Consider the following 19,843-nt stretch of genomic DNA (forward strand, 5'->3'; position numbering starts at 1 on the left):
TAGAACCATAGGGGCGCGTCATGGAACTTTCATGGGATACTCCGGTACGATTTTTCGTCGGTAACGGCGATCAGGGTTTTCGCACGACCTTCCGCGGTTGCTTGGCTGTGTTCGAGGGCATAGCGCCCGACGACCGCTTTACCGCCTTCGCCGAATTTGAAGGTCCGGTGACGGTCGGCGGCAACCGTACGGCCATCGAATTGGGCGCGACGGAACTGGAAACAGCCGCAGCCCTGCTGAGAAACCCTAAGCATATTTGTTGATCCGGCCTGGACTGCAGCCTAGACCGGCTGCATGTCCTATGCCCCCTACCCCGCACTTCGCATGCGTCGCACCCGTGCCGCTGCATGGTCTCGCGCCATGCATGCAGAGCATCGCCTTAGCCCCGCCGACCTGATCTGGCCCTTGTTCGTGACCGAAGGCAGCGCCGTAGAGGAACCCATCGGCAGCCTGCCCGGCGTTTCGCGCTGGTCGGTCGATGGTATCGTCACACAGGCGAAGCTGGCACGCGATCTGGGTATCCCCTGCCTCGCGCTCTTCCCCAATACGCAGCCGGACCGCCGCAGCGACGATGGGACCGAAGCGCTCAATCCCGACAATCTGATGTGCCGCGCGATCCGGGCGATCAAGGATGCGGTGCCGGAAGTCGGCGTGCTGACCGACGTGGCGCTCGACCCCTATACCGCGCACGGACAGGACGGACTGCTGGACGATTCAGGCTATGTCCTGAACGATGCGACCGTAGACGTGCTGATCGGCCAGTCGCTCAATCAGGCAGCGGCAGGCGCGGACATCATCGCGCCCAGCGACATGATGGACGGCCGCGTCGGCGCGATCCGCGATGCGCTGGAAAGTGCGGGCCATGCAAATGTCCAGATCATGGCCTATGCCGCCAAATATGCGAGCGCCTTTTACGGCCCCTTCCGCGATGCCGTGGGCTCCAGTGGGCTGCTGAAAGGCAACAAAAAAAGCTATCAGATGGACCCCGCCAATGGCGAGGAAGCGTTGCGCGAAGTCGGTATGGATCTGGCCGAAGGCGCCGACAGCGTGATGGTGAAGCCGGGCCTCCCCTATCTCGACATCGTCGCGCGCGTGAAGGATGCGTTCGGCGTACCCGTGTTCGCCTATCAGGTGTCCGGCGAATATGCGATGATCGAAGCTGCCGCCGCAGCGGGCGCAGGCGACCGCAACGCGCTGGTCCTCGAAACGTTGATGAGCTTCAAGCGCGCAGGCTGCACCGGCGTGCTGACCTACCATGCTCCGCTAGCGGCAAAGTTGATGACGGCATGAAACACGAACGGCATCCCGGCGCGAGCATCATCGTAATCAACGGCATTGCGCCGCGCATCCATGAAAGTGCCTTCGTCGCGCCCGGTTGCCGGATCATCGGCGACGTAGAGATCGGGCCGGAAGCCAGCATCTGGTACAATTGCGTCATTCGCGGCGACGTCAATCGCGTGACCATCGGCGCGCGGACCAATGTGCAGGACGGCACCGTCATTCATTGCGATTCAGACAAGGATGGCGCGGGCGGCTTTCCGACGACCATCGGCGAAGACGTGCTGATCGGCCACATGGTGATGCTGCATGGCTGCACCTTGCTGGATCGGGCGTTCGTAGGGCTGGGTTCCATCGTCATGGACGGTTGCGTGGTAGAAGGCGACGCGATGCTTGCCGCAGGTGCGATGCTGACCCCGGGCAAGCGTGTCCCCCACCGTCAGCTCTGGAGCGGACGCCCCGCCAAATATATGCGCGACCTGACCGATGAAGCGGTTATCGGGATGCGAACGGGGGTGGAGCATTATGTCCACAATGCCCACGCCCACAAAGGTGCCGTGCGCGCTGCCCTGGACGATTAGCCTGGGCTCAGGCCGGCGCGAGCATCGCCCTCAGCGCGTCGAGACGGTCGTTCTGCGAATCGACCATGGCGAGGGCCGATGCCCGCGCGGCGTCGATTGCATCCACGGACCCTGACATCTTGCCATCCGCAATGGCGCTGACCCGCGCGGTATACAGCGTATCGAGCGCCGCCAGCGCAGATACGCTATCGTTGCGCGCGGATTCCAGCGCGCTGATCGCCGCTTGCGCAGCGACCCACGGATCGCTCGACACGGCCGCCCCTGAGGCTGCGCGCGTCAATCGTTGCGCCTCGGCATAGGCCTTGTCGAACGCCGTTGCGCCCGCCGCTGCCTGTCCGACATAGCGCGCCAGTTCGGCATCGTCGGAGGGGCTGGCTGCGGGTGCTGTCGGCGCCGGGGTGGCGGCAGGCGTGTCGTAGTCCGCCGATTCCACCGGACGGCGCGCCAGCGAAGGATAGGCGCTCGTATCGGCAACGCCTGCGGCACAACCGGTCAGCAACAGCGCAAGCGAGGAAAGGAGCGGGCGGAACATCATGACGCTGCATCTAAGCAGCGTATGGGTTCGTTGCAATGGCTCAAGTCCTGGCCCTCACTTCGTCATCCCCGCGCAGGCGGGAATGACAATGTTTAGAGCTCAGATTGGCACAGCCGCCAAAAACCCCTACCGGCATCGATCATGCTGACCAATATTGTCACCATCCTGCCGGTGTTCCTGATCGTCCTGTCTGGGTTCGGCGCAGGGCGCGCCGGCGTGCTGGGGCCGGACGGCGCAACGATCCTGAACCGCTTCGTGGTGTGGATCGCCTTGCCTTGCCTGCTGTTCGATGTGGTGGCGACGACCGACTGGCACACCTATTGGAACCCCGGCTTCGCCGCCGTTTCGCTGATCGGCAGTTTCGCGGTGTTCGCCATCGGTCTGGTCATCGGACGGATGCGGGGATTGTCGATTGCCGACATGGGCGTTGACGGCCTCAATGCCAGCTATTGCAATGCCGTCTATATCGGCCTCCCTTTGCTCACGCTGACTTTGGGCCCGACGGTACGGCCTCACATCATCGTTGCTGCAGGTTTTACGCTGACAGCCTTGTTCGTTGCAGGTGTTATCCTGATCGAAGCGGGCCGCAGCCACGGTCACGGCATGGCGGGCGCAGCGTTACACATAGTCACAGGCATGGCGCGCAATCCGGTGATCGTGTCGCCGCTGGCCGGGCTGATCTGGTGGTGGAGCGGACTGGCCCTGCCCGCACCGATCCACGGCTTCCTCACCATGCTCGGCACGGCGGCCAGTCCCGCCGCGTTGGTGGCCGTGGGGTTGTTCCTGGCGCAGCGGCCCATCGTCCATGCGATCGGCAATCCCCATGTGCTCGCCCTCTCGCTCGTCAAGCTGGTGGTGCACCCGGCGATCACCGCGTGGCTGGCGTGGAAAGTCTTCATGTTGCCCGCCGACATCGCCGCCACCGCCATTGCCGTGGCGGCCCTGCCCACTGGCACCGGGCCGTTCATGATCGCCGAATTCTACGCCCGTGATGGAAAGGTCACGTCCGGCACGATCATGGTCAGCACAATAGCATCGGTCGCAACGATTGCAGGCGTGCTTCTCCTGCTGCGCGGCTAGGCGAACAACGCCGTTCGCAACGTAAAAAGGCGTGGCCGGGACGGCAATCCGGTTGACAGGGGGGACTCAATCCCATAATGGGCCGCTTTCCCGCGCGGGGTCTTCCGGGGCTGATGTCCCAGTGTTTCCGCGTCACGCAGTTTGGATTAGAAGAGAAAAGCCATGTTCGCAGTCGTGCGCACGGGCGGCAAGCAGTATCGCGTTGCCGCAGGAGACAAGATCGTCATCGAAAAGATCGCCGGTGAAGCTGGCGACCAGATTACGCTGGACGACGTCCTGCTGGCTGGCGAAGGCTCGGACCTGAAGGACACGAACGGTCTGACGGTGTCGGCAGAAATCATCGCGCAGGCGAAGGGCGAGAAGGTTATCGTCTTCAAGAAGCGCCGTCGCCACAACTATCGCCGTAAGAACGGCCATCGTCAGCGTCACACGATCCTGCGCATCGTCGCAATCGGCGGCGAAGAGAAGAAGGCAGCGCCCAAGAAGGCCGCAGCCAAGACCGAAGACGCAGCGGCTGCAGAAGCCTGAGCGTTCCAGAGCATTCGAGGAGTATAGACAATGGCACATAAGAAAGCAGGCGGTTCTTCGCGCAACGGTCGCGACTCCGCTGGCCGTCGCCTTGGCGTGAAGAAGTTCGGTGGCCAGGAAGTCATCGGCGGCAACATTATCATTCGTCAGCGCGGCACGCGCGTCTATCCGGGTCGCAACGTCGGCATCGGCAAGGACCACACGCTGTTCGCGCTTATCGAAGGCCGCGTGGTATTCCACGATGGCAAGCAAGGCCGTAAATATGTGTCCGTCGATATGATGGCACAGGCCGCAGAATAACGGACGACCTCCCATTCGGGGTCGTCCATTGGGCGCCCCGAAAGACAGTTTTTCCGTAATGGAAATACCGTCGGGTTGAGGGAAAACGGGGCGCCCCGAAAGGGTAGCGCCCCGTTTCCGTGTCTGGTGCATTTCGGGTCCTATCCTTTTCTTTTCCCTCGTCGTTTTTCTTGGAACAACAGCTCGTCTCATGCGTCGCACGGGCAAGCTTTTCCAAGAAAGAGCTGTCGCGAAGTCGTAACGCAATGCCGGTAGCGGCATCTGCATTGGGGCGGATGACAAGAATAAGAGAGGAATGCCCAATGTTTGCCCGCACGAACCGTTTGCTGCTTCGGCCCGGCTGGATGGAGGATGCCCCCGCATTGGCCCAAGCCATTGGCGAGGAGAGCATCGTGCGCAATCTGGCGCGCGCGCCATGGCCCTATGCCGAAGACGATGCACGGACCTTTCTGGGTATGCAGCGCGATATGCGCTTGCCCGATTTCCTGATCTTCTCACGGACGCGCGGCGCGCCGCGACTGGTCGGCGGCTGCGGCATCGGTTTGCCCGCAGAAGACGGCCAGCCTGAACTGGGCTATTGGATCGCGCGCCGCTATTGGGGGCTGGGTTTCGCTACAGAGGCAGCGCGCGCCGTGGTCGAGATCGCCCGCGCGACGGGTATCCAAAATCTGACTGCAGGGCATTTCATCGACAACCCGGCTTCCGGCAATGTCCTGCGCAAGATCGGCTTTCGCGCAACCGGCCACATCGCGCCGCGTTTCTGCTGCGCGCGGCAGAAAACAGCCCCGTACGCACTGTACGAAATGTCCGATGAAGTGGACATGCCGCGAAGTGACTTGGCGATCGAACTCTATGGCGAGGAAAGCCAGCCGCTTGCGGCATGACGATTGACCCCTCGCTTTGGCGGGGGGTTAACCGCCGCGATTCCGTTCGAACAGGATCAGCGGGATCTCACCGTTTCGCACCCGCGCCGTCTCGCGGAAACCGCATTTCTCTGCAACCTTGATCGACGGCCTGTTATCGGGATCGACGATGCAGCGCGTCGCCGGCGCATCGACATGCACATCTGCCCAGGCAAGCGTAGCGGCCACCGCTTCGGTTGCCAGTCCCTGCCCCGCCAGTTGCGACCGCACGGCCCATCCGATTTCGGGACATCCTTCCAGTTCAGGGATGCCCCGGCGCGATTCGAGCAGCCCCGCGCTGCCGACATAGGCACCTGTCTTCCGGTCCGCGACCACCCAGGAACCATAGCCGAACAGCGACCATAGTCCTGCATGGCGCAGGATGCGGAACCACACCGCTTGCTCGTCCTGAATCTGCCCGCCTGTGATGAACTTCACGGTGACGGGGTCTTGCCACAGCGCAACGCTGTCATCGAGATCGGAAAGCCGATGCGCGCGGAGGGTCAATCGTTCGGTATGGAGCGTAGGAGCGTCAGTCATTGCGCAACAATGGCGGCGCTCCTCGCCATCGGTCAAGCCGTGGCAATGCGCTCCGGCAGTACGGCATCGGCATAATCGCTCGATGCCCGTGCGATCAGCGCGCGGTCGTCATGGTTCCACGGATGGAAACCGGGAAGAAAATAGCCGATCCACGCGCCCATGATCTTGCGCACCATGCCCGGACGACCGAAGGCGAACCACGCCATCTGCGCCCAGACCCGCGGTCCGGTCAGGCCATCCTGCCGCAACAGTTCCAGAATGCCGCGTGTCCGGTGATGAAAGAATCGCTGCGTAACGAGCAACATCAGCATCGATTTGACCTTCCACCGCTTGAACCGGGACCAGTCGCGGGTCGCATGCAGCCATGTGTCGTAGGCAACGCCCTTATGCTCGATTTCCTCCAGCGCGTGCCATTGCCATAGCCCGCGCGATTCAGCATCGGCTTCATCCAGATGCCGGGGGTTGGCGAGCAATTGATGCGCAAGGATCGCGGTGAAATGCTCCAGCGCCATCGTCGCGGCAAGATCGACGATCTTGGGACGGCCCTTGATCTCGTCCAGCGAATCGATGACGTCCTGCTCCAGCAGCGATACGTCATATCCGGCATCCACCACCCGGCGGTTGAATGCGACATGCTCGCGGCTGTGGATCACTTCCTGTTTGATGAAAGCGTTGATTTCCTGCTGCAAGCGCGGGGGCGTGCCTTCACGAAAGGCGCGCACGCTATCGACGAAGAAGGCTTCGCCGCGCGGGAACGTCACGGACAGCGCATTGTAGAACGCTGTGCCGATCGGATCGCCGCCCAGCCACCAGCGTTTCTGAACGGTCTCGTCCGCCTGCGCCCGGCCGAAGCGCCGATCACGCGGCGTAATCGAAAGATCATGAGGGGTACGCGAAAGCAATTTCTGTGGCATGGTCTCTTCCATCAGCACGTCTAACTTACACTCGTGCAAATAAAGGTTACTTACACTAATGTCAATAGCGCGCCGTCGCCTTAGCCCCCTCGAAAGCCGAACCGCCGCTCTGGAAGCCGCGCGCGAACTGCTCCTCGAAGCAGGTCCGCAGGCCGTTACGCTAAAGGCCGTGGCCGGCCGGATTCAGCGGACCCACGCCAATCTGCTCCACCATTTCGGCTCGGCTTCGGGCTTGCAGAAGGCACTGGCAGGCTATCTGGCGGATATGATCACCGTGACCATCGGTGACGCCGTCAAGAAAGCGCGCCGCGGCGAGGTGGAGCCGCGGACCATCGTCGATCTCACCTTCGATGCCTTCGACAAGGAAGGCGCCGGGGCGCTGGCGTCATGGATGATGGCATCGGGCAATGAAGATGCGCTCGACCCGGTGGTGGAGGCTATTCATCGGCTGGTGGACGAACTGTCGGCCAGCGAACCCAACCGCCCCTATATTGCCGAGCATACGCTCGCACTGGTGCTGAGCGCTCTGGGCGATTCGATGATGGGCGCGCCAATGGCCAAGGCGCTGGGCCTGCCGCGCACGATGGCGCGCGATCTGGCGACCCGCACCTTGTTCGCCTCGATGGCGCTGGCGGAGTCCCCTGAAATGAACACGGCCCTGGTGAACTGGATGGCCGCCAACGCGCCGAAATAAAATGCCGATTTAGGTTTTCACGTGTCGACTTATTTTCGCATAATGGCGCAAAGGTTTAATTTCCGGAGGAATACCGCTAAGGGCGGCCCATGCATTTTCTTGATCAAGCAAAAATCTATCTCCGCTCCGGCGCGGGCGGCCCCGGTGCCGTCAGCTTCCGCCGGGAGATGTACGTTGAATATGGCGGCCCCGACGGCGGTAACGGCGGCAAGGGCGGCGACATCATTTTCGAAGCGATCGAAGGCCTCAACACCCTCATCGACTTTCGCTATACCCAGCATTTCAAGGCGCAGCGCGGCATCCCCGGCATGGGCAAGAACCGCTATGGCGCAGGCGGCGACGACCTGATCATCAAGGTACCGATCGGAACACAGGTGATCGCGGACGATGATGAAGGCACCATCCTGGCCGACTTCACCATCCCCGGCGAGCGCGTCGTGTTCCTGCGCGGTGGCGATGGCGGCCGTGGCAACATGTCCTTCAAATCCAGCACCAACCGCGCCCCGCGTCAGCATGGCACGGGTTGGCCGGGTGAGGAAATGTGGGTCTGGCTGCGGCTCAAACTGCTGGCCGACGTCGGCCTTGTCGGCCTTCCCAATGCAGGCAAATCGACCTTTATCAATCAGGTGAGCAACGCCAAGGCGAAGGTCGGCGATTATCCGTTCACGACGACCAAGCCGCAGCTTGGCGTCGTCAGCCACAAGGGCCGCGAATTCGTGCTGGCCGACATTCCCGGCCTGATCGAAGGCGCAGCCGAAGGCGCGGGCATTGGCGACCGCTTCCTGGGCCATATCGAGCGGTGCCGCGTGCTGCTGCATCTGGTCGACGCGACCCTCGACGATCCACTCGACGCATGGCGCATCGTGCAGGATGAGCTGTCAGCTTATGGCGCGGGCCTTGATGAAAAACCGCAATTGCTGGCGCTGAACAAGGGCGATCTGCTCGGTCAGGAATTGATGGACGACATCGCCGACCAGTTCCGGCAAGCCGGTGCGGAGGAAATCTTCATTATCTCGGGCGGCACCGGCGCAGGCGTCAGCGAACTGCTGGACCGTGTGATCCCCGAACTTGGCCCGGAACAGCGCACCGCCAGCAGCTACCGCATGGATATCGACCCGGAGAACGAGGACAAGGAAGCGGAACCGTGGTCGCCGCTGTAATCCGTCACACTTCTGCTCTCCCTGAAAGAGAGGGGAGTTCAGTGACTCTCGCCGGTTTCCCCCCTGCCCTCTGTCGCCGGATCGTCATCAAGATCGGCTCCGCGCTGCTGGTCGATCCTACGGGCAATCCGCGCGAAGCATGGTTGCGCACGCTCGTGGCCGAAATCGTTGCGCGGCGCGTTGAGGGGCAACAGATCGTCATCGTATCGTCAGGCGCGATAGCCCTTGGCGCGCGTCGACTTAATCTGGCCAAGGGTGGCCGGGGCAGCCTTGAAGACGCGCAGGCTGCCGCCGCCGTCGGGCAAATCGCCCTGTCGCAGGCATGGGCCATGCTGTTGGCCGAACAAGGCATTACCGCTGCGCAGATTCTCGTGACGCTCGACGATCTGGAAAACCGCCGCCGATATCTTAATGCATCGGCGACGCTGGAACGGTTGTTGTCGCTGGGCGTAGTCCCCGTCGTGAACGAAAATGACAGCGTGGCGACAGCCGAAATCCGATTTGGCGACAATGACCGGCTGGCGGCCCGGATCGGGCAAGCCGCTCGGGCCGACGCAGTTGTGCTGCTGTCTGACGTGGACGGGCTTTACACCGCGAACCCGCACGTCGATGCGACGGCTATGCTGGTGGAAAACATAAAGACAATCGACGCGAAGATCATGGCTATGGCCGACGGTGGATCGGGTTCGGGCATGGGATCGGGGGGCATGCGCTCCAAGATCGAAGCGGCCAAGATCGCGACGGGCGCCGGAGCGCACCTTGCGATCATATCGGGGCATGTCGATTCGCCGTTACAAAACTGGAGCAACGGTGGGCGAGGCTCCATCTTCCACGCTGCCGATGCAAAGCGGGCGCGCAAAAGCTGGCTGGCCGGACGGCTGACGACGCGCGGCCATATCGCCATCGACGCCGGGGCCGAGCGGGCGCTGGCGAATGGCAACAGCCTCCTCCCCATCGGCGTGCGAACCGTGACCGGCACTTTCGCGCGCGGCGATGTGGTGGACATCGTCGCTGAAGACGGTCGGGTGCTGGCGCGCGGCCTCGCCGAATATGACAGCGGCGACGCCGTGAAGATCGCGGGCCGACGCAGCGAGGATATCGCCGCCATATTGGGCGATGTCCCCCGCTCCGTCCTGATCCATCGCGATCACATGGTGCTGCTGAACCCATGACCCCTTTTCGGCTGGCCGTAACCGGCGCCACGGGTTTCCTTGGCGCAGCAACCCTCGACCTTGCGCTGGGCGCAAAGATGAAGATCAACGCGCTCACTCGTTCGCCGCAGTTCCCGCGCAAGGGCGTGACCTGGACCCCCGGCGCGCTGAGCGACCGTGACAGTCTGGAGCGGCTGATGGCGGATGCCGACGCGGTGCTGCATATCGCCGGCGTGGTGAACGCGCCCGACCGCAAGGGTTTTGCCGAAGGCAACGCGACCGGCACGATGAACGTCGTTGACGCCATGCGCCGCACGGGCGTTCGCCGCATCGTGCATGTGTCGTCGCTGGCGGCCCGCGAGCCGCAGCTTTCAAGCTATGGCTGGTCGAAGGAACTGGCCGAGCGGCATGTCATGGCCAGCGCGCTCGACTGGACTATCGTGCGCCCTCCGGCGATCTATGGTCCCGGTGACAAGGACATACTCGACCTGTTTCGAATGGCGTCCAAGGGGGTCGTGATGCTCCCGCCCGGCGGGCGCTTGTCGGTTATTGAAGTCAGTGACTTGGCACGCCTCCTTCTGACACTCATCGAGGATCGCGGCGACAGTCTCGCGCAAATTTATGAAGTCGATGACCAGACGCCGGGCGGATGGAGCCATGCCGATTTCGGTCGCGCCATCGGTATGAGTGTGGGCCGCGCCGTCCGCACCATCGCCACACCACGCTGGTTGATGAATGTCTCCGCCGTCAGCGACCGCATGATCCGCGGACGCAAGGCAAGACTGACGCAGGATCGCGTAGGCTATTACTGCCATCCTGACTGGGTATCCCGCCCCGAAATGGCACCGCCCGCCGAACTCTGGCAACCGCAGGTGGCGACCATGGACGGGCTGAAATCGACGGTCGCGGCCTATCGCGCAAAGGGCTGGCTTTAGATTAGCCGCCCCAGCACGAGCTCTACCGCAAATGCTGCAAAGCTGAGCACCAGCCCCGTCAGAAATATCCGATAGGCATAGCCCAGATATTTGTATTTCTTGTGCTGCAGCACTTGCCCATTCTGATAGATGTCCCGCAGCATCACCCGATACAGCGCTTCGTCGTCGTCCAGCTTCGCCACGATCCGGTCGGCAAATTCACTTTCGCTCACGCTGGTGAATATGCCGAAGAACAGGATGTTGGCATCGTCCCCCACTGGCCCCTTAATATTGGTGACTTTGGGCAGGACAGACAGGATCGCAAACGTCGCGGCCAGAAATGCCCCTGTCGCGAGGATAGCAATCGGTACGACCATCCGCCCTGTCCGCAATTGCCCCACCGCCAGCGTGAAGACTACGAAAGAGGCACCCATCAGCATATTCGCTTTCTGGTCCGCCATCTGGCTTAGCTGCAGATTGGCGGCGAGCGACGTGCGGACAAGATGGATCGCATTGGGCACCAGCGGCCGCTTTACCGCGGTCCGTTCCTCCACCTTGGCATAGTCGGCCATCGTTTTTATTCCCCAAACTTTCCCGGAACATCGCATCTTGCGCACATTGCGGCAAGTTCACGCCCGATTGACGCCTTATTCCCTTGCCAAAGGAAGCCGATACGGCGCAAAAACCGCGCCTTCAACGCCTGAAATAAGTCCAGAAAGACGAATAGCATGACGGATCGCCAAACCATCTTCGCGCAAGTCGCCGAACAGATCGCGCCTTTCAATAAAAAAGGCGTCGCGCTGACCGAAGCCACGACCTTTGCCGGGGATCTGGAATGGGACAGCCTGACCGTCATGGATTTCGTTGCCGCGGTCGAGGATGAATTCGACATCCTCATCACCATGAACATGCAGGCGGAAATCGAGAATGTCGGCCAGCTTGTCGACGCCGTCACCAAGCTGAAGGGTTGAACGCGCCATGAGCCAAGCTGCAGCCACCGCCGCCGACACGCAGACTCCGGACGAAACATCCGGCGCGACCGACCTGTTTTCCAAATTCGATCCCCTGATCGCCGAGCGCGAAGCGCTGATGGCGACGGGCGTGCGCGATCCGTTCGCCATCGTGATGGACGAAGTGAAGTCGCCGACCCTTGCGGTGATCAAAGGCAAGGAAACGATCCTGCTGGGCACCTACAACTATATGGGCATGACGTTCGACCCGGATGTGATCGCGGCGGGCAAGAAAGCGCTCGACGAATTCGGCGCAGGCACGACCGGCAGCCGGGTTCTGAACGGCACCTATCAGGGCCACAAGGAAGTCGAGGACGCGCTCAAGGAATTTTACGGTACCGATCATGCCATGGTATTTTCAACGGGTTATCAGGCGAACCTGGGGGTTATTTCCACGCTGGCGGGCAAAGGCGACTACGTCATTCTGGACGCGGACAGCCATGCGTCGATCTATGACGGCTGTTTCCTGGGCAATGCCGAAATCGTCCGCTTCCGCCACAACAGCGTCGAGGATCTGGACAAGCGGCTGGGTCGCTTGCCCGTCGATGCGCAGAAGCTGGTCGTGCTCGAAGGCGTCTATTCGATGCTGGGCGACATCGCGCCACTGCCGGAAATGGTCGCGGCCATCCGCAAGCACAAGAATTGCATGATTCTGGTCGACGAAGCGCATGGCATGGGCTTTTTCGGTCCCAACGGTCGCGGCGTGTACGAGGAACAGGGCGTCGAGAAGGACATTGACTTCGTAGTCGGTACTTTCTCCAAATCGGTCGGCACGGTCGGCGGTTTCTGCGTTTCGAACCATCCCAAGTTTGACGTGATGCGTCTCGTCTGCCGCCCCTATGTGTTCACCGCGTCGCTGCCGCCCAGCGTCGTCGCCACCGCTGCGACGTCGATCCGCAAGCTCATGCACGCGCAGGACAAGCGCGCGCATCTGTGGGAAAACAGCCGTCGGTTGCACGGTGGCCTAAAGGCAATGGGCTTCAAGCTCGGCACCGATACGCCGCAATCCGCGATCATCGCCGTTATCCTCAACGATCAGGCGCAGGCCGTCGCGATCTGGCAGGCGCTGCTGGAACTGGGTCTCTACGTCAACATGGCCCGCCCGCCTGCAACGCCAACCGGCACGTTCCTGCTGCGCTGCTCGCTATGCGCGGAACATAGCAGCGATCAGGTCACGCAGATTCTGGGGATGTTCGAGGAAGCCGGAAAGGCGACCGGCGCGATAGCCTGAACCAATTTACGATGGGTACGTAACGATACTTCCCCCGATTCATGTTCTGCTCTATGAGCTTGGAACATGGACGGCGCGATGAGTTATATCGACGAGGAGCTGCCTAAGACGCGCCGGGTCATCCGCCGCGTGGTCGGTGCTGCCATTGGCATTCCGCTGATGATCGCGCTCGGTGCCCTGCTGTACTTTGCCAGTATGGCGAGCAGCGACCGGGACATGGCGCTGGACGAGCAACGCCACAGCTTTGAAGTCATTAACCTGGCGACGCGGCTGGACGCATCGATTGCCAAATCCGAAGCGACGCTCGCCCGCTATGTGATCGGCATGGACCCCGACACTGGGCGCCTGTTTCAGTCGCAGTGGCGACGGGCCGGGGCCGAACTCGATGCACTGGCGTTTTCTACGCGCAAGAGCCCCTGGCAAAAAACGGCGGTTCAGGGCCTGCGCGAAGCCTATCTGGATCGCGGCAAGACGCTGAACGAAATCGGCCTGCGTACGACCTACGATCAGAAATTAGGCGCTCTGTCGCAATTTCATCAGGCAGGGAAGTCCACCAATCTGAAGCTGATCAACGATCGGCTGAACGCTATCATCGAAGCGGAAAACGCCCGGCTTACCGAGCGTAGCACTGCCGTGAATCTTGCAGGCGATCGCAGCGCGCTGGCCAATCGCACCTATCTGCTGGTCGGGCTCATCATTCTCGTCGGGGCGCTCTGCGCGGCATGGGCAGCGATGTCAGCTTGGGCGGACCGTCGCAATGCGCGTCGGCTGGCGGACGCGGAAATGATCCGGGCGGACCGCATGGAGGCCGCCGTTACGATTCGCACCACGCAGTTGCAGGAAGCCAATGTCCGCCTTCAGCAAGAGGCCGCCGAGCGCGCTGCAGCGGAAGAGAGCCTGCGCCAGATGCAGAAGATGGAAGCCGTGGGGCAACTTACCGGCGGCATCGCGCATGATTTCAACAATATGCTGGCCGTCGTGTCCGGGGGGCTCGAACTTGCAAGGCGGAAACTGCGCGAAGACCCGGAAAATGCCGAGAGACATATCGACAATGCAATGGAAGGCGCCAACCGGGCATCGGCGTTGACCCGTCGGCTTTTGGCGTTCGCCCGCGCCGAACCGTTGCTGCCTGCCGCAGTCGATCCCGATGCGCTGATTCGCAACATGATCGACCTCATCGACCGCACCATTGGCGATCAGATCGTCGTTACGCTGGAACCCGGCGCATCCGGCTGGGCCATTTTCGTCGATCGGCATCAGCTTGAAAACGCCATCCTCAACCTTTGCGTTAACGCGCGGGATGCCATGGACGGTCGCGGCACGCTTACGATCACAACAGCGCAGGCGACACTCGCGCCCCGTGAAATCGGTGAGTGCGAAGGCGGTGACTATATAAGGCTCGCCGTCAGTGACAGCGGTTGCGGCATGGATGCAGACGTGCTGCAGCGGGTGTTCGAGCCGTTCTTCACGACGAAGCCCGTGGGCCAAGGCACGGGACTTGGTCTCAGCCAGATTTTCGGTTTCGTGCGGCAATGCTCTGGCGAAATCCGCATTCAGTCCCGGCCCGGTGAAGGCACGCAAGTCGAAATGTTCCTGCCGCGCAAGGCAATGACGGCGGCGCAGGTGGCGGAAATGGTAAAGTCGCCCGCCAGTATCGACACGACCGATCATCCCCCCACCCGCATATTGGTGGTGGAGGACGATCCGCGCGTCCTGTCGCAATCCATGGATGCCATTGCGGAACTGGGGCATCTGCCCGTCGCGTGTCCGCATCCGGACGAAGCGGCGACGATGCTGGAGCGATATGGCGATATCGGCCTGATCATGAGCGACGTCCTGATGCCCGGAATGACGGGGCCCGAGATGATCGCTAGCCTGTCTTCGAAATTCCGCGACATCCCCGTATTGTTCGTAACAGGATATGCCGGTGACATCGACGATGCGATGATGTTCGAAGGCCATCAGGTTTTGCGCAAGCCCTATACCCTGGCCACTCTTTCCCGCACGATATCCGATACGATCATTCAGGCGAATGGAAAAGACAGCAAGCCCAAGGCAGCCGAGGCGGCACTCAAACCGGGCAAATCGGCCCCGAAGAAAAAGCCTCTCAGCGAATCGCCCCCGACCGAAACAGCCGAGGCAGCAGAGTAACTGCACCCAGCAGGGGCCAGCGCCGCTGCCACGGTTTGATGGCAATCTGTGTCCCGGCGTGGCGATTGATCTTCCACGCCAGATAATCGATCCCCCCTGCGAAGGTGAAACTGGCCTTTGCCAATCGCATGGCCGTCAGGCGCTTTCCTCGACTCTGCAGCGCACGCCAGCGGCGGGCATTGTCGGCAATCTCTGCTGATGTGAAAGGATCGGCGCGTCGCTGGGGATAGGCGGCGGCAAAGCGGGCATAGCGGTCCGGGTCGCTGTCGACGATAGAGCCGGAACGATCGGTCCGCTCCGCCCGCAATTCCGCGCCATAGGTCAACGCGAATCCTGTGCGCCACAGATGCAGCCCGTCGCCCGGGCCGTCCGCTTGCGCGGCAGGCGCGGCGAGATCGAGCAATGTGGGCGCAGCGCGGGACACCGAGACAATGGCGCGAATGCGCGCGACTTCGTCTGCCGCCCACAACAGGCGGGACGGTTGCGCGAAACGCGCCCAGACCGACACATTGTCCGCATCCCGTCCGCACAGCCGGTCGAAATCCGGTTCGCTCAGCACCGCATATTTGGCGATCAGGCCCTGATGTTCGAATGGGAATACATTAGGCGGGATCAGCCGGTTAGCGCGGGCCAGCCAGCCTTTGCCATAAGCCGCTTCATAGTCCGATACGATCAGATAGAAATCGAGCATCAGCCCGTCGAGATTGGCTTCCCGCAAGCAGGATCCGTAGAACAGCACCGCGCGCGCTGCGCCGGGATACAGGCTCGCCAATGCCGCCGCCATGGCAACGGCGCGCGGATCGGCAGGCTGCGACAGCTCTTCGGTGACGAGGGCGGAGAGAGAGTGCGACATCAGGATTCACGGTGTCCGCACGGGGCGAACAGCGCAACTCAGAACATCACGCCGCCAGCCGCAGAAACGGCACGGGTGCAGTCGAGCGCAGCACGATGGGGTTGCCTGTATTCGCTTCGAAAATTTCTCCGTCCAGAATGACGCTGCTACGATCGCCTTCGATGCGGATCGTGTCGCCCTGTTCCAGATGGATGCCCTGCATCTTGCGCGTGCCGAAGCGGCCGATCAGCGCAGCCCCGAGCATACGCAGGACTGCCGGACCGTTTTGATCCACCGCCATCAACTTCAGCGAACCGCGACCCGATTCGCCCGGCTGCGCGCCCAGCAGAAGACGTTCGAGCGTCGTCACGATCAACACCGCAAAACGCCCGGCAAGCTGTCCATCGCGGATGAGCGAAATGGAGACAGGGCGTGCAATCGGCGGCATGAACTTGCCTTTGACCCCGAAGATCACCGAAAACACGACGGCCAGCGCCGTCAGTGCATGACTGAGACCGTTGGGCAGGCCCAGCGGATAGATCTTGTTGCGGCAATACAGGATGTAATCGGCAAGGCCTGCGCCGCCCAAGAACATTCCCAAGACCGGGCGACTGCCGTCCTTGCCATCCGACAGAGCAATAAGTTCGCGGACCACGACATGATCGGTCAGGCCGTTCTTCGCGATCTCGACGATCCGTTCCAGTGCCTTGATGGGGTCGCCATGAATGCCAAGGTCAAGCGCGATCAGATTGGTCTTTCCATTGGGCAGCACCGCCACCGGCGGCACCTTACCCTTGAAATGTTCGCCCTGATATAATTCGGTCAATGCCGCCTGCACCGTGCCGTCGCCGCCATTGATGACGATGACCGCCGGGTTCACCCTCGCAATCGTCTGCAACGCGCGACCGATCTGGTCGGCATGTTCGACTTCGTAATGGAAAATATCCGGGTTGCCTGCGCAATAGGTGCGCACGCGCGGAAGAGTCTGTCTATTCCCCGTGGATTGGGGGTTGGACAGCAGCGCGACGCAAACCATTGGGGGCCGAAACCTTTCGTCAGGCGCCCAGAGGCTTGAAGCTCAAGCCCTGGACGTAATTGAGGATGACGCGAATCTCGCGCGTGGAGGAACCGACCGCAAATTTCGCCTTGTCGAGATCGGGCTTCCGCTTGAAGGCGAGATCCAAAAGGCTGACATGCGGGTTGCCGGAAAAACCGCCACCGTCCGAAGACTTGTCGCTCTTTCCGTTGTTATTAGCATCGTGGCGGACATACAGCGCATAGCTGCCCGGTTTCGGCACCGCGACGCACACGCTCAACGGACCGGAGCGCGGCACGGGCAGTTCCACCCGCTCGAGATACTTTTTCTTTTCCAGAAACGTCCGTGGATTGGCTTCGTACAACTGCACCCGCAACATGCCGGTGCGCGCCTTTATCCCTTCGACATGCACCAGCACGGCGGAACCGTTACGGTCGCAAGCGGCAGCCTGCGGACCTATCGCCTGTGCCGTTGCCGGAGTCGCCGCGATGCCCAGCGCCATCAGGGACGCGACCAATGGCCGCTTCACTGTCTGGAACCTGATCGAAGACAACACTTTCAACATGACCAACACTCTCCTGGAAGCTATAGCGCCTGTCTGGCTTACGCCCGGACCTGCACAGACCCTGTTCGCCCCTCAGGGTGATATGGGCGCGGTTTGCGGCCAAAACATGGTGATGGAACGACCACATATTGAAAATGCTGACAGCCACTGATCGATATATCGCCCGACTGATCGCCGTTCCGTTGCTCAGCACCCTCGTCATTGCGGCGATGTTGCTGGTCCTCGACAAGATGCTGCGCCTGTTCGATTTCGTCGCGGCAGAAGGCGGGCCGGTCAGCGTCGTCTGGCGGATGCTGGCCAATATGATCCCGGAATATTTGTCGCTGGGCATCCCCATAGGGCTGATGCTGGGCGTGTTGCTCGCGTTCCGGCAACTGGCATTGTCATCGGAACTGGACGTGTTCCGCGGCGTCGGCATGAGCTATGGCCGGTTGCTGCGCGTGCCTTATATGTACGCAATCGGCCTTGCCCTGATTAATCTGGCCATCGTCGGATTCGTGCAGCCTTATGCCCGCTACGCCTATGAGGGGTTGCGTTTCGAATTGCGATCAGGTGCACTGGGTGCCTCCATCAAGGTCGGCGAGTTCACGACTCTGGGCAAGCGCATGACCTTGCGTATCGAGGAAAGCCGCAAGAGTGGCACCGACCTTCACGGCATCTTCATGCGGGTATTGGGGAAGAATGGCCAGACATTGGCCGTGACTGCGGCCAGCGGTACATTCCTCGCCACCGACGATCCCGATGTCATCATCTTCCGGCTGCGTGACGGGGTTCTGGTGAACAACGGTCCGAAATACACCTCGCCGCGCATCCTGAGCTTTTCCAGCCACGATCTGCCCATCGACTTGCCGCAGATCGAGCGTTTTCGCGGTCGCGGCAATGCCGATCAGGAATTGACGTTGCCCGAACTGGTCCGGGTAGGGAAACAGACTGACGACGGCGAGCTTCGCAATCAGGTGCGCGCCAATTTCCATTTCCGGATGGTCGAAGTTGCGATGATGATGCTGTTGCCATTGGCGGCGCTGGCCTTTGCCATCCCGCCCAAGCGCTCCACCTCCGCCTTGGGGGTGTTTCTCTCTATCGTCTTCATCGTGACCTATCACAAGATCAACGAATATGGCGAAAGCGTCGGCGCGCTGGGCAAGGTGGACCCGGTCATTGCCCTGTGGGTGCCATTCATGGGCGTCGCGGCTTTGATTCTATGGATGTATCATGTCGTCGCGCATCGCCCCGGCGGCCAGCCGATCGGTGCACTGGAAATCGGCTTTGCCAAACTGGGCAAATGGATCGGCCGTCGCTTCCGCTTTCTGCGGAGTCGCAAGGTTAAGGGTACGCCCGCATGATGCTGCAGTTTTTCCCTTCGAAGCGCGTGGCGCTGTATATGGGGCGGCTGTTCCTTGTCCGCACCATCGCCGTGCTCGCGCTTTTGGTGATGGTGCTGCAAACGCTCGATCTGCTGGGCGAATCGGGGGACGTCCTAGCCTATCCTGGCAATGGCAACGTGCAATTGTGGAACTACGTCCTGTTGCGCGCGCCCCAGATCATTGCGCGCTTTCTGCCATTTTCGGTGTTGCTGGGCACTTTGGTGACGCTGGCTACGCTCAACCAGAACAGCGAAATCATCGCGATGAAGGCTGCAGGGCTTTCCGCGCATCAGATACTGGCCCCGCTCATCATCGTCGCTTTCGGCATTTCCGCATTCAGCTTTGTTTTCAATGAGCGGATCGTGGCTCGCGCCTCGGCCTCGCTCGATGCCTGGCAAGCGGTCGACTATGGCCCGCGCCCCAAGGACAGCGGCATCAAGTCCAATATCTGGGTCCGTGACGGAGACGATCTGGTCACCGCCGGTCTGGTTGGCGGACGCGGTAAAGGAACATTGCTGCGCAACGTCGAGATCTTCAACCGCTCCAATAACAGCCTGACGACGATCATTCAGGCACCGCGTGGCCGTTACGATGCGCAGGGCAGCGGGTGGATTCTGGAAAATGCACGATCATTCGATGTCGTGCGTGGTACATCGACCATGCTTGGCACCGTGCGGTTCGGGCGCGATATCCGCCCCGATCAGTTCACACTGGCGAAGGTGGATGCCAATGGCCTGTCTATCGGCGCGCTGAGTTCGGCCATTGCCGATCTGAAGGATGCCGGACGTCCCACCGCCGCGCTGGAGGGTGCTTTGTGGCACAAGACCTCCGGGCCGCTATCTGCGCTGCTGATGCCCTTGCTGGGGGCTGTTGCTGCGTTCGGACTGGCACGTTCGGGCAAGCTCTTCGTGCGCGCGGTCATTGGCATGTCGCTCGGCTTCACCTATTTCGTGGCCGATAACTTCGCGCTGGCAATGGGTAATCTGGGTGCCTATCCGCCGCTGATGGCAGCGTGGGCGCCCTTCCTGCTGTTCCTGCTGGTCGGCGAGACAGTACTGGTCCGCACCGAGGAATAGG

Annotated in this window: 23 protein-coding genes; 16 read left to right on the top strand and 7 right to left on the bottom strand. The window is 61.5% G+C overall.

The features are described from left to right. Window positions 1–20 precede the first annotated feature (20 nt). From LQ220_RS11975 to LQ220_RS11985, 3 genes are read left to right on the top strand one after another with little or no spacing between them, the layout of a single operon-like run. A complete protein-coding gene (locus LQ220_RS11975) occupies window positions 21–263 on the top strand; it encodes a hypothetical protein (RefSeq protein WP_230188521.1) in 243 nt (80 codons plus the stop codon). Window positions 264–294: 31 nt separating this feature from the next. Further along, window positions 295–1,290, top strand: coding sequence for a porphobilinogen synthase (gene hemB, locus LQ220_RS11980; RefSeq protein WP_230188522.1), 996 nt, complete (start codon window positions 295–297; stop codon window positions 1,288–1,290). Then, window positions 1,287–1,859, top strand: a complete 573-nt coding sequence (locus tag LQ220_RS11985) for a gamma carbonic anhydrase family protein (RefSeq protein WP_230188523.1) — start codon at window positions 1,287–1,289, stop codon at window positions 1,857–1,859. The genes hemB and LQ220_RS11985 overlap by 4 nt, the downstream gene beginning before the upstream one ends. A 7-nt stretch (window positions 1,860–1,866) precedes the next feature. Here the strand turns inward: LQ220_RS11985 and LQ220_RS11990 are convergent, their stop codons facing one another. Further along, on the bottom strand, window positions 1,867–2,394 hold the full coding sequence (locus tag LQ220_RS11990) for a hypothetical protein (protein ID WP_230188524.1): 528 nt from the start codon (window positions 2,392–2,394) through the stop codon (window positions 1,867–1,869). A 141-nt stretch (window positions 2,395–2,535) separates the two neighbouring features. Between LQ220_RS11990 and LQ220_RS11995 the strand changes: the two genes are divergently transcribed. The 4 genes from LQ220_RS11995 to LQ220_RS12010 all read left to right on the top strand — a co-directional run bounded on the left by LQ220_RS11995 (window position 2,536) and on the right by LQ220_RS12010 (window position 5,186). Then, window positions 2,536–3,474, top strand: coding sequence for an AEC family transporter (locus LQ220_RS11995; RefSeq protein WP_230188525.1), 939 nt, complete (start codon window positions 2,536–2,538; stop codon window positions 3,472–3,474). Between the two features lie 162 nt (window positions 3,475–3,636). Further along, window positions 3,637–4,002 carry a 50S ribosomal protein L21 gene (gene rplU, locus LQ220_RS12000; RefSeq protein ID WP_230188526.1) on the top strand — a complete coding sequence of 122 codons (366 nt, stop codon included), beginning with the start codon at window positions 3,637–3,639 and terminating at the stop codon, window positions 4,000–4,002. A gap of 30 nt (window positions 4,003–4,032) precedes the next feature. Beyond that, window positions 4,033–4,302, top strand: a complete 270-nt coding sequence (rpmA, locus tag LQ220_RS12005; protein WP_230188527.1) for a 50S ribosomal protein L27 — start codon at window positions 4,033–4,035, stop codon at window positions 4,300–4,302. Between the two features lie 302 nt (window positions 4,303–4,604). Next, a complete protein-coding gene (locus LQ220_RS12010; protein WP_230188528.1) occupies window positions 4,605–5,186 on the top strand; it encodes a GNAT family N-acetyltransferase in 582 nt (193 codons plus the stop codon). Between the two features lie 27 nt (window positions 5,187–5,213). On the opposite strand, the gene LQ220_RS12015 is transcribed toward LQ220_RS12010, so the two are convergent. Together LQ220_RS12015 and LQ220_RS12020 are read right to left on the bottom strand one after the other, a co-directional pair. Further along, entirely contained in the window at window positions 5,214–5,744 is a 531-nt protein-coding gene (locus tag LQ220_RS12015) for a GNAT family N-acetyltransferase (protein WP_230188529.1), read from the bottom strand. A 32-nt stretch (window positions 5,745–5,776) separates the two neighbouring features. Beyond that, entirely contained in the window at window positions 5,777–6,658 is an 882-nt protein-coding gene (locus LQ220_RS12020) for a metal-dependent hydrolase (protein ID WP_230188530.1), read from the bottom strand. 58 nt (window positions 6,659–6,716) lie between these two features. Here LQ220_RS12020 and LQ220_RS12025 point away from each other — a divergent pair, with 58 nt between their 5' ends. The 4 genes from LQ220_RS12025 to LQ220_RS12040 all read left to right on the top strand — a co-directional run bounded on the left by LQ220_RS12025 (window position 6,717) and on the right by LQ220_RS12040 (window position 10,598). Beyond that, window positions 6,717–7,352: a TetR family transcriptional regulator gene (locus LQ220_RS12025; protein WP_230188531.1), complete on the top strand. Its 636-nt coding sequence runs from the start codon at window positions 6,717–6,719 to the stop codon at window positions 7,350–7,352. An 89-nt stretch (window positions 7,353–7,441) separates the two neighbouring features. Continuing rightward, window positions 7,442–8,512, top strand: a complete 1,071-nt coding sequence (gene obgE / locus LQ220_RS12030) for a GTPase ObgE (protein WP_230188532.1) — start codon at window positions 7,442–7,444, stop codon at window positions 8,510–8,512. A 41-nt stretch (window positions 8,513–8,553) separates the two neighbouring features. After that, window positions 8,554–9,684, top strand: a complete 1,131-nt coding sequence (proB, locus tag LQ220_RS12035; protein WP_230188533.1) for a glutamate 5-kinase — start codon at window positions 8,554–8,556, stop codon at window positions 9,682–9,684. Further along, window positions 9,681–10,598, top strand: coding sequence for an NAD(P)-dependent oxidoreductase (locus LQ220_RS12040; RefSeq protein ID WP_230188534.1), 918 nt, complete (start codon window positions 9,681–9,683; stop codon window positions 10,596–10,598). The genes proB and LQ220_RS12040 overlap by 4 nt, the downstream gene beginning before the upstream one ends. On the opposite strand, the gene LQ220_RS12045 is transcribed toward LQ220_RS12040, so the two are convergent. Continuing rightward, a complete protein-coding gene (locus LQ220_RS12045; RefSeq protein ID WP_230188535.1) occupies window positions 10,595–11,149 on the bottom strand; it encodes a Pycsar system effector family protein in 555 nt (184 codons plus the stop codon). The genes LQ220_RS12040 and LQ220_RS12045 overlap by 4 nt on opposite strands. Before the next feature lie 156 nt (window positions 11,150–11,305). On the opposite strand from LQ220_RS12045, the gene LQ220_RS12050 reads away from it, so the two are divergent. The 3 genes from LQ220_RS12050 (at window position 11,306) to LQ220_RS12060 (ending at window position 14,969) form a co-directional block, all read left to right on the top strand. Next, window positions 11,306–11,548 (top strand): acyl carrier protein, encoded by a 243-nt coding sequence (locus LQ220_RS12050; protein ID WP_230188536.1) that lies wholly within the window; start codon window positions 11,306–11,308, stop codon window positions 11,546–11,548. 118 nt (window positions 11,549–11,666) lie between these two features. Further along, complete coding sequence (locus LQ220_RS12055; RefSeq protein WP_230188622.1) at window positions 11,667–12,818, top strand: aminotransferase class I/II-fold pyridoxal phosphate-dependent enzyme; 1,152 nt, start codon at window positions 11,667–11,669, stop codon at window positions 12,816–12,818. 78 nt (window positions 12,819–12,896) lie between these two features. Next, window positions 12,897–14,969 (top strand): ATP-binding protein, encoded by a 2,073-nt coding sequence (locus tag LQ220_RS12060; RefSeq protein WP_230188537.1) that lies wholly within the window; start codon window positions 12,897–12,899, stop codon window positions 14,967–14,969. On the opposite strand, the gene LQ220_RS12065 is transcribed toward LQ220_RS12060, so the two are convergent. The 3 genes from LQ220_RS12065 to LQ220_RS12075 are packed head-to-tail and all read right to left on the bottom strand — an operon-like array spanning window position 14,926 to window position 17,402. After that, window positions 14,926–15,822: a hypothetical protein gene (locus LQ220_RS12065; RefSeq protein ID WP_230188538.1), complete on the bottom strand. Its 897-nt coding sequence runs from the start codon at window positions 15,820–15,822 to the stop codon at window positions 14,926–14,928. The two genes, LQ220_RS12060 and LQ220_RS12065, sit on opposite strands and share 44 nt — an antisense overlap. A 46-nt stretch (window positions 15,823–15,868) precedes the next feature. Next, complete coding sequence (locus LQ220_RS12070; protein ID WP_230188539.1) at window positions 15,869–16,837, bottom strand: diacylglycerol kinase family protein; 969 nt, start codon at window positions 16,835–16,837, stop codon at window positions 15,869–15,871. Between the two features lie 19 nt (window positions 16,838–16,856). Next, window positions 16,857–17,402, bottom strand: a complete 546-nt coding sequence (locus tag LQ220_RS12075) for a DUF2141 domain-containing protein (RefSeq protein ID WP_230188540.1) — start codon at window positions 17,400–17,402, stop codon at window positions 16,857–16,859. A 134-nt stretch (window positions 17,403–17,536) separates the two neighbouring features. Between LQ220_RS12075 and lptF the strand changes: the two genes are divergently transcribed. Then, the gene (gene lptF / locus LQ220_RS12080) at window positions 17,537–18,745 is read left to right on the top strand and encodes an LPS export ABC transporter permease LptF (RefSeq protein WP_230188623.1); all 1,209 of its coding nucleotides are present in this window, start codon (window positions 17,537–17,539) and stop codon (window positions 18,743–18,745) included. Continuing rightward, window positions 18,742–19,842: an LPS export ABC transporter permease LptG gene (lptG, locus tag LQ220_RS12085; protein ID WP_230188541.1), complete on the top strand. Its 1,101-nt coding sequence runs from the start codon at window positions 18,742–18,744 to the stop codon at window positions 19,840–19,842. Before lptF ends, lptG begins: the two co-directional genes overlap by 4 nt. The last annotated feature ends 1 nt before the right edge of the window (window position 19,843 follow it).

Source organism: Sphingobium sp. CECT 9361 (genome assembly GCF_918741285.1).
Classification (GTDB): domain Bacteria; phylum Pseudomonadota; class Alphaproteobacteria; order Sphingomonadales; family Sphingomonadaceae; genus Sphingobium.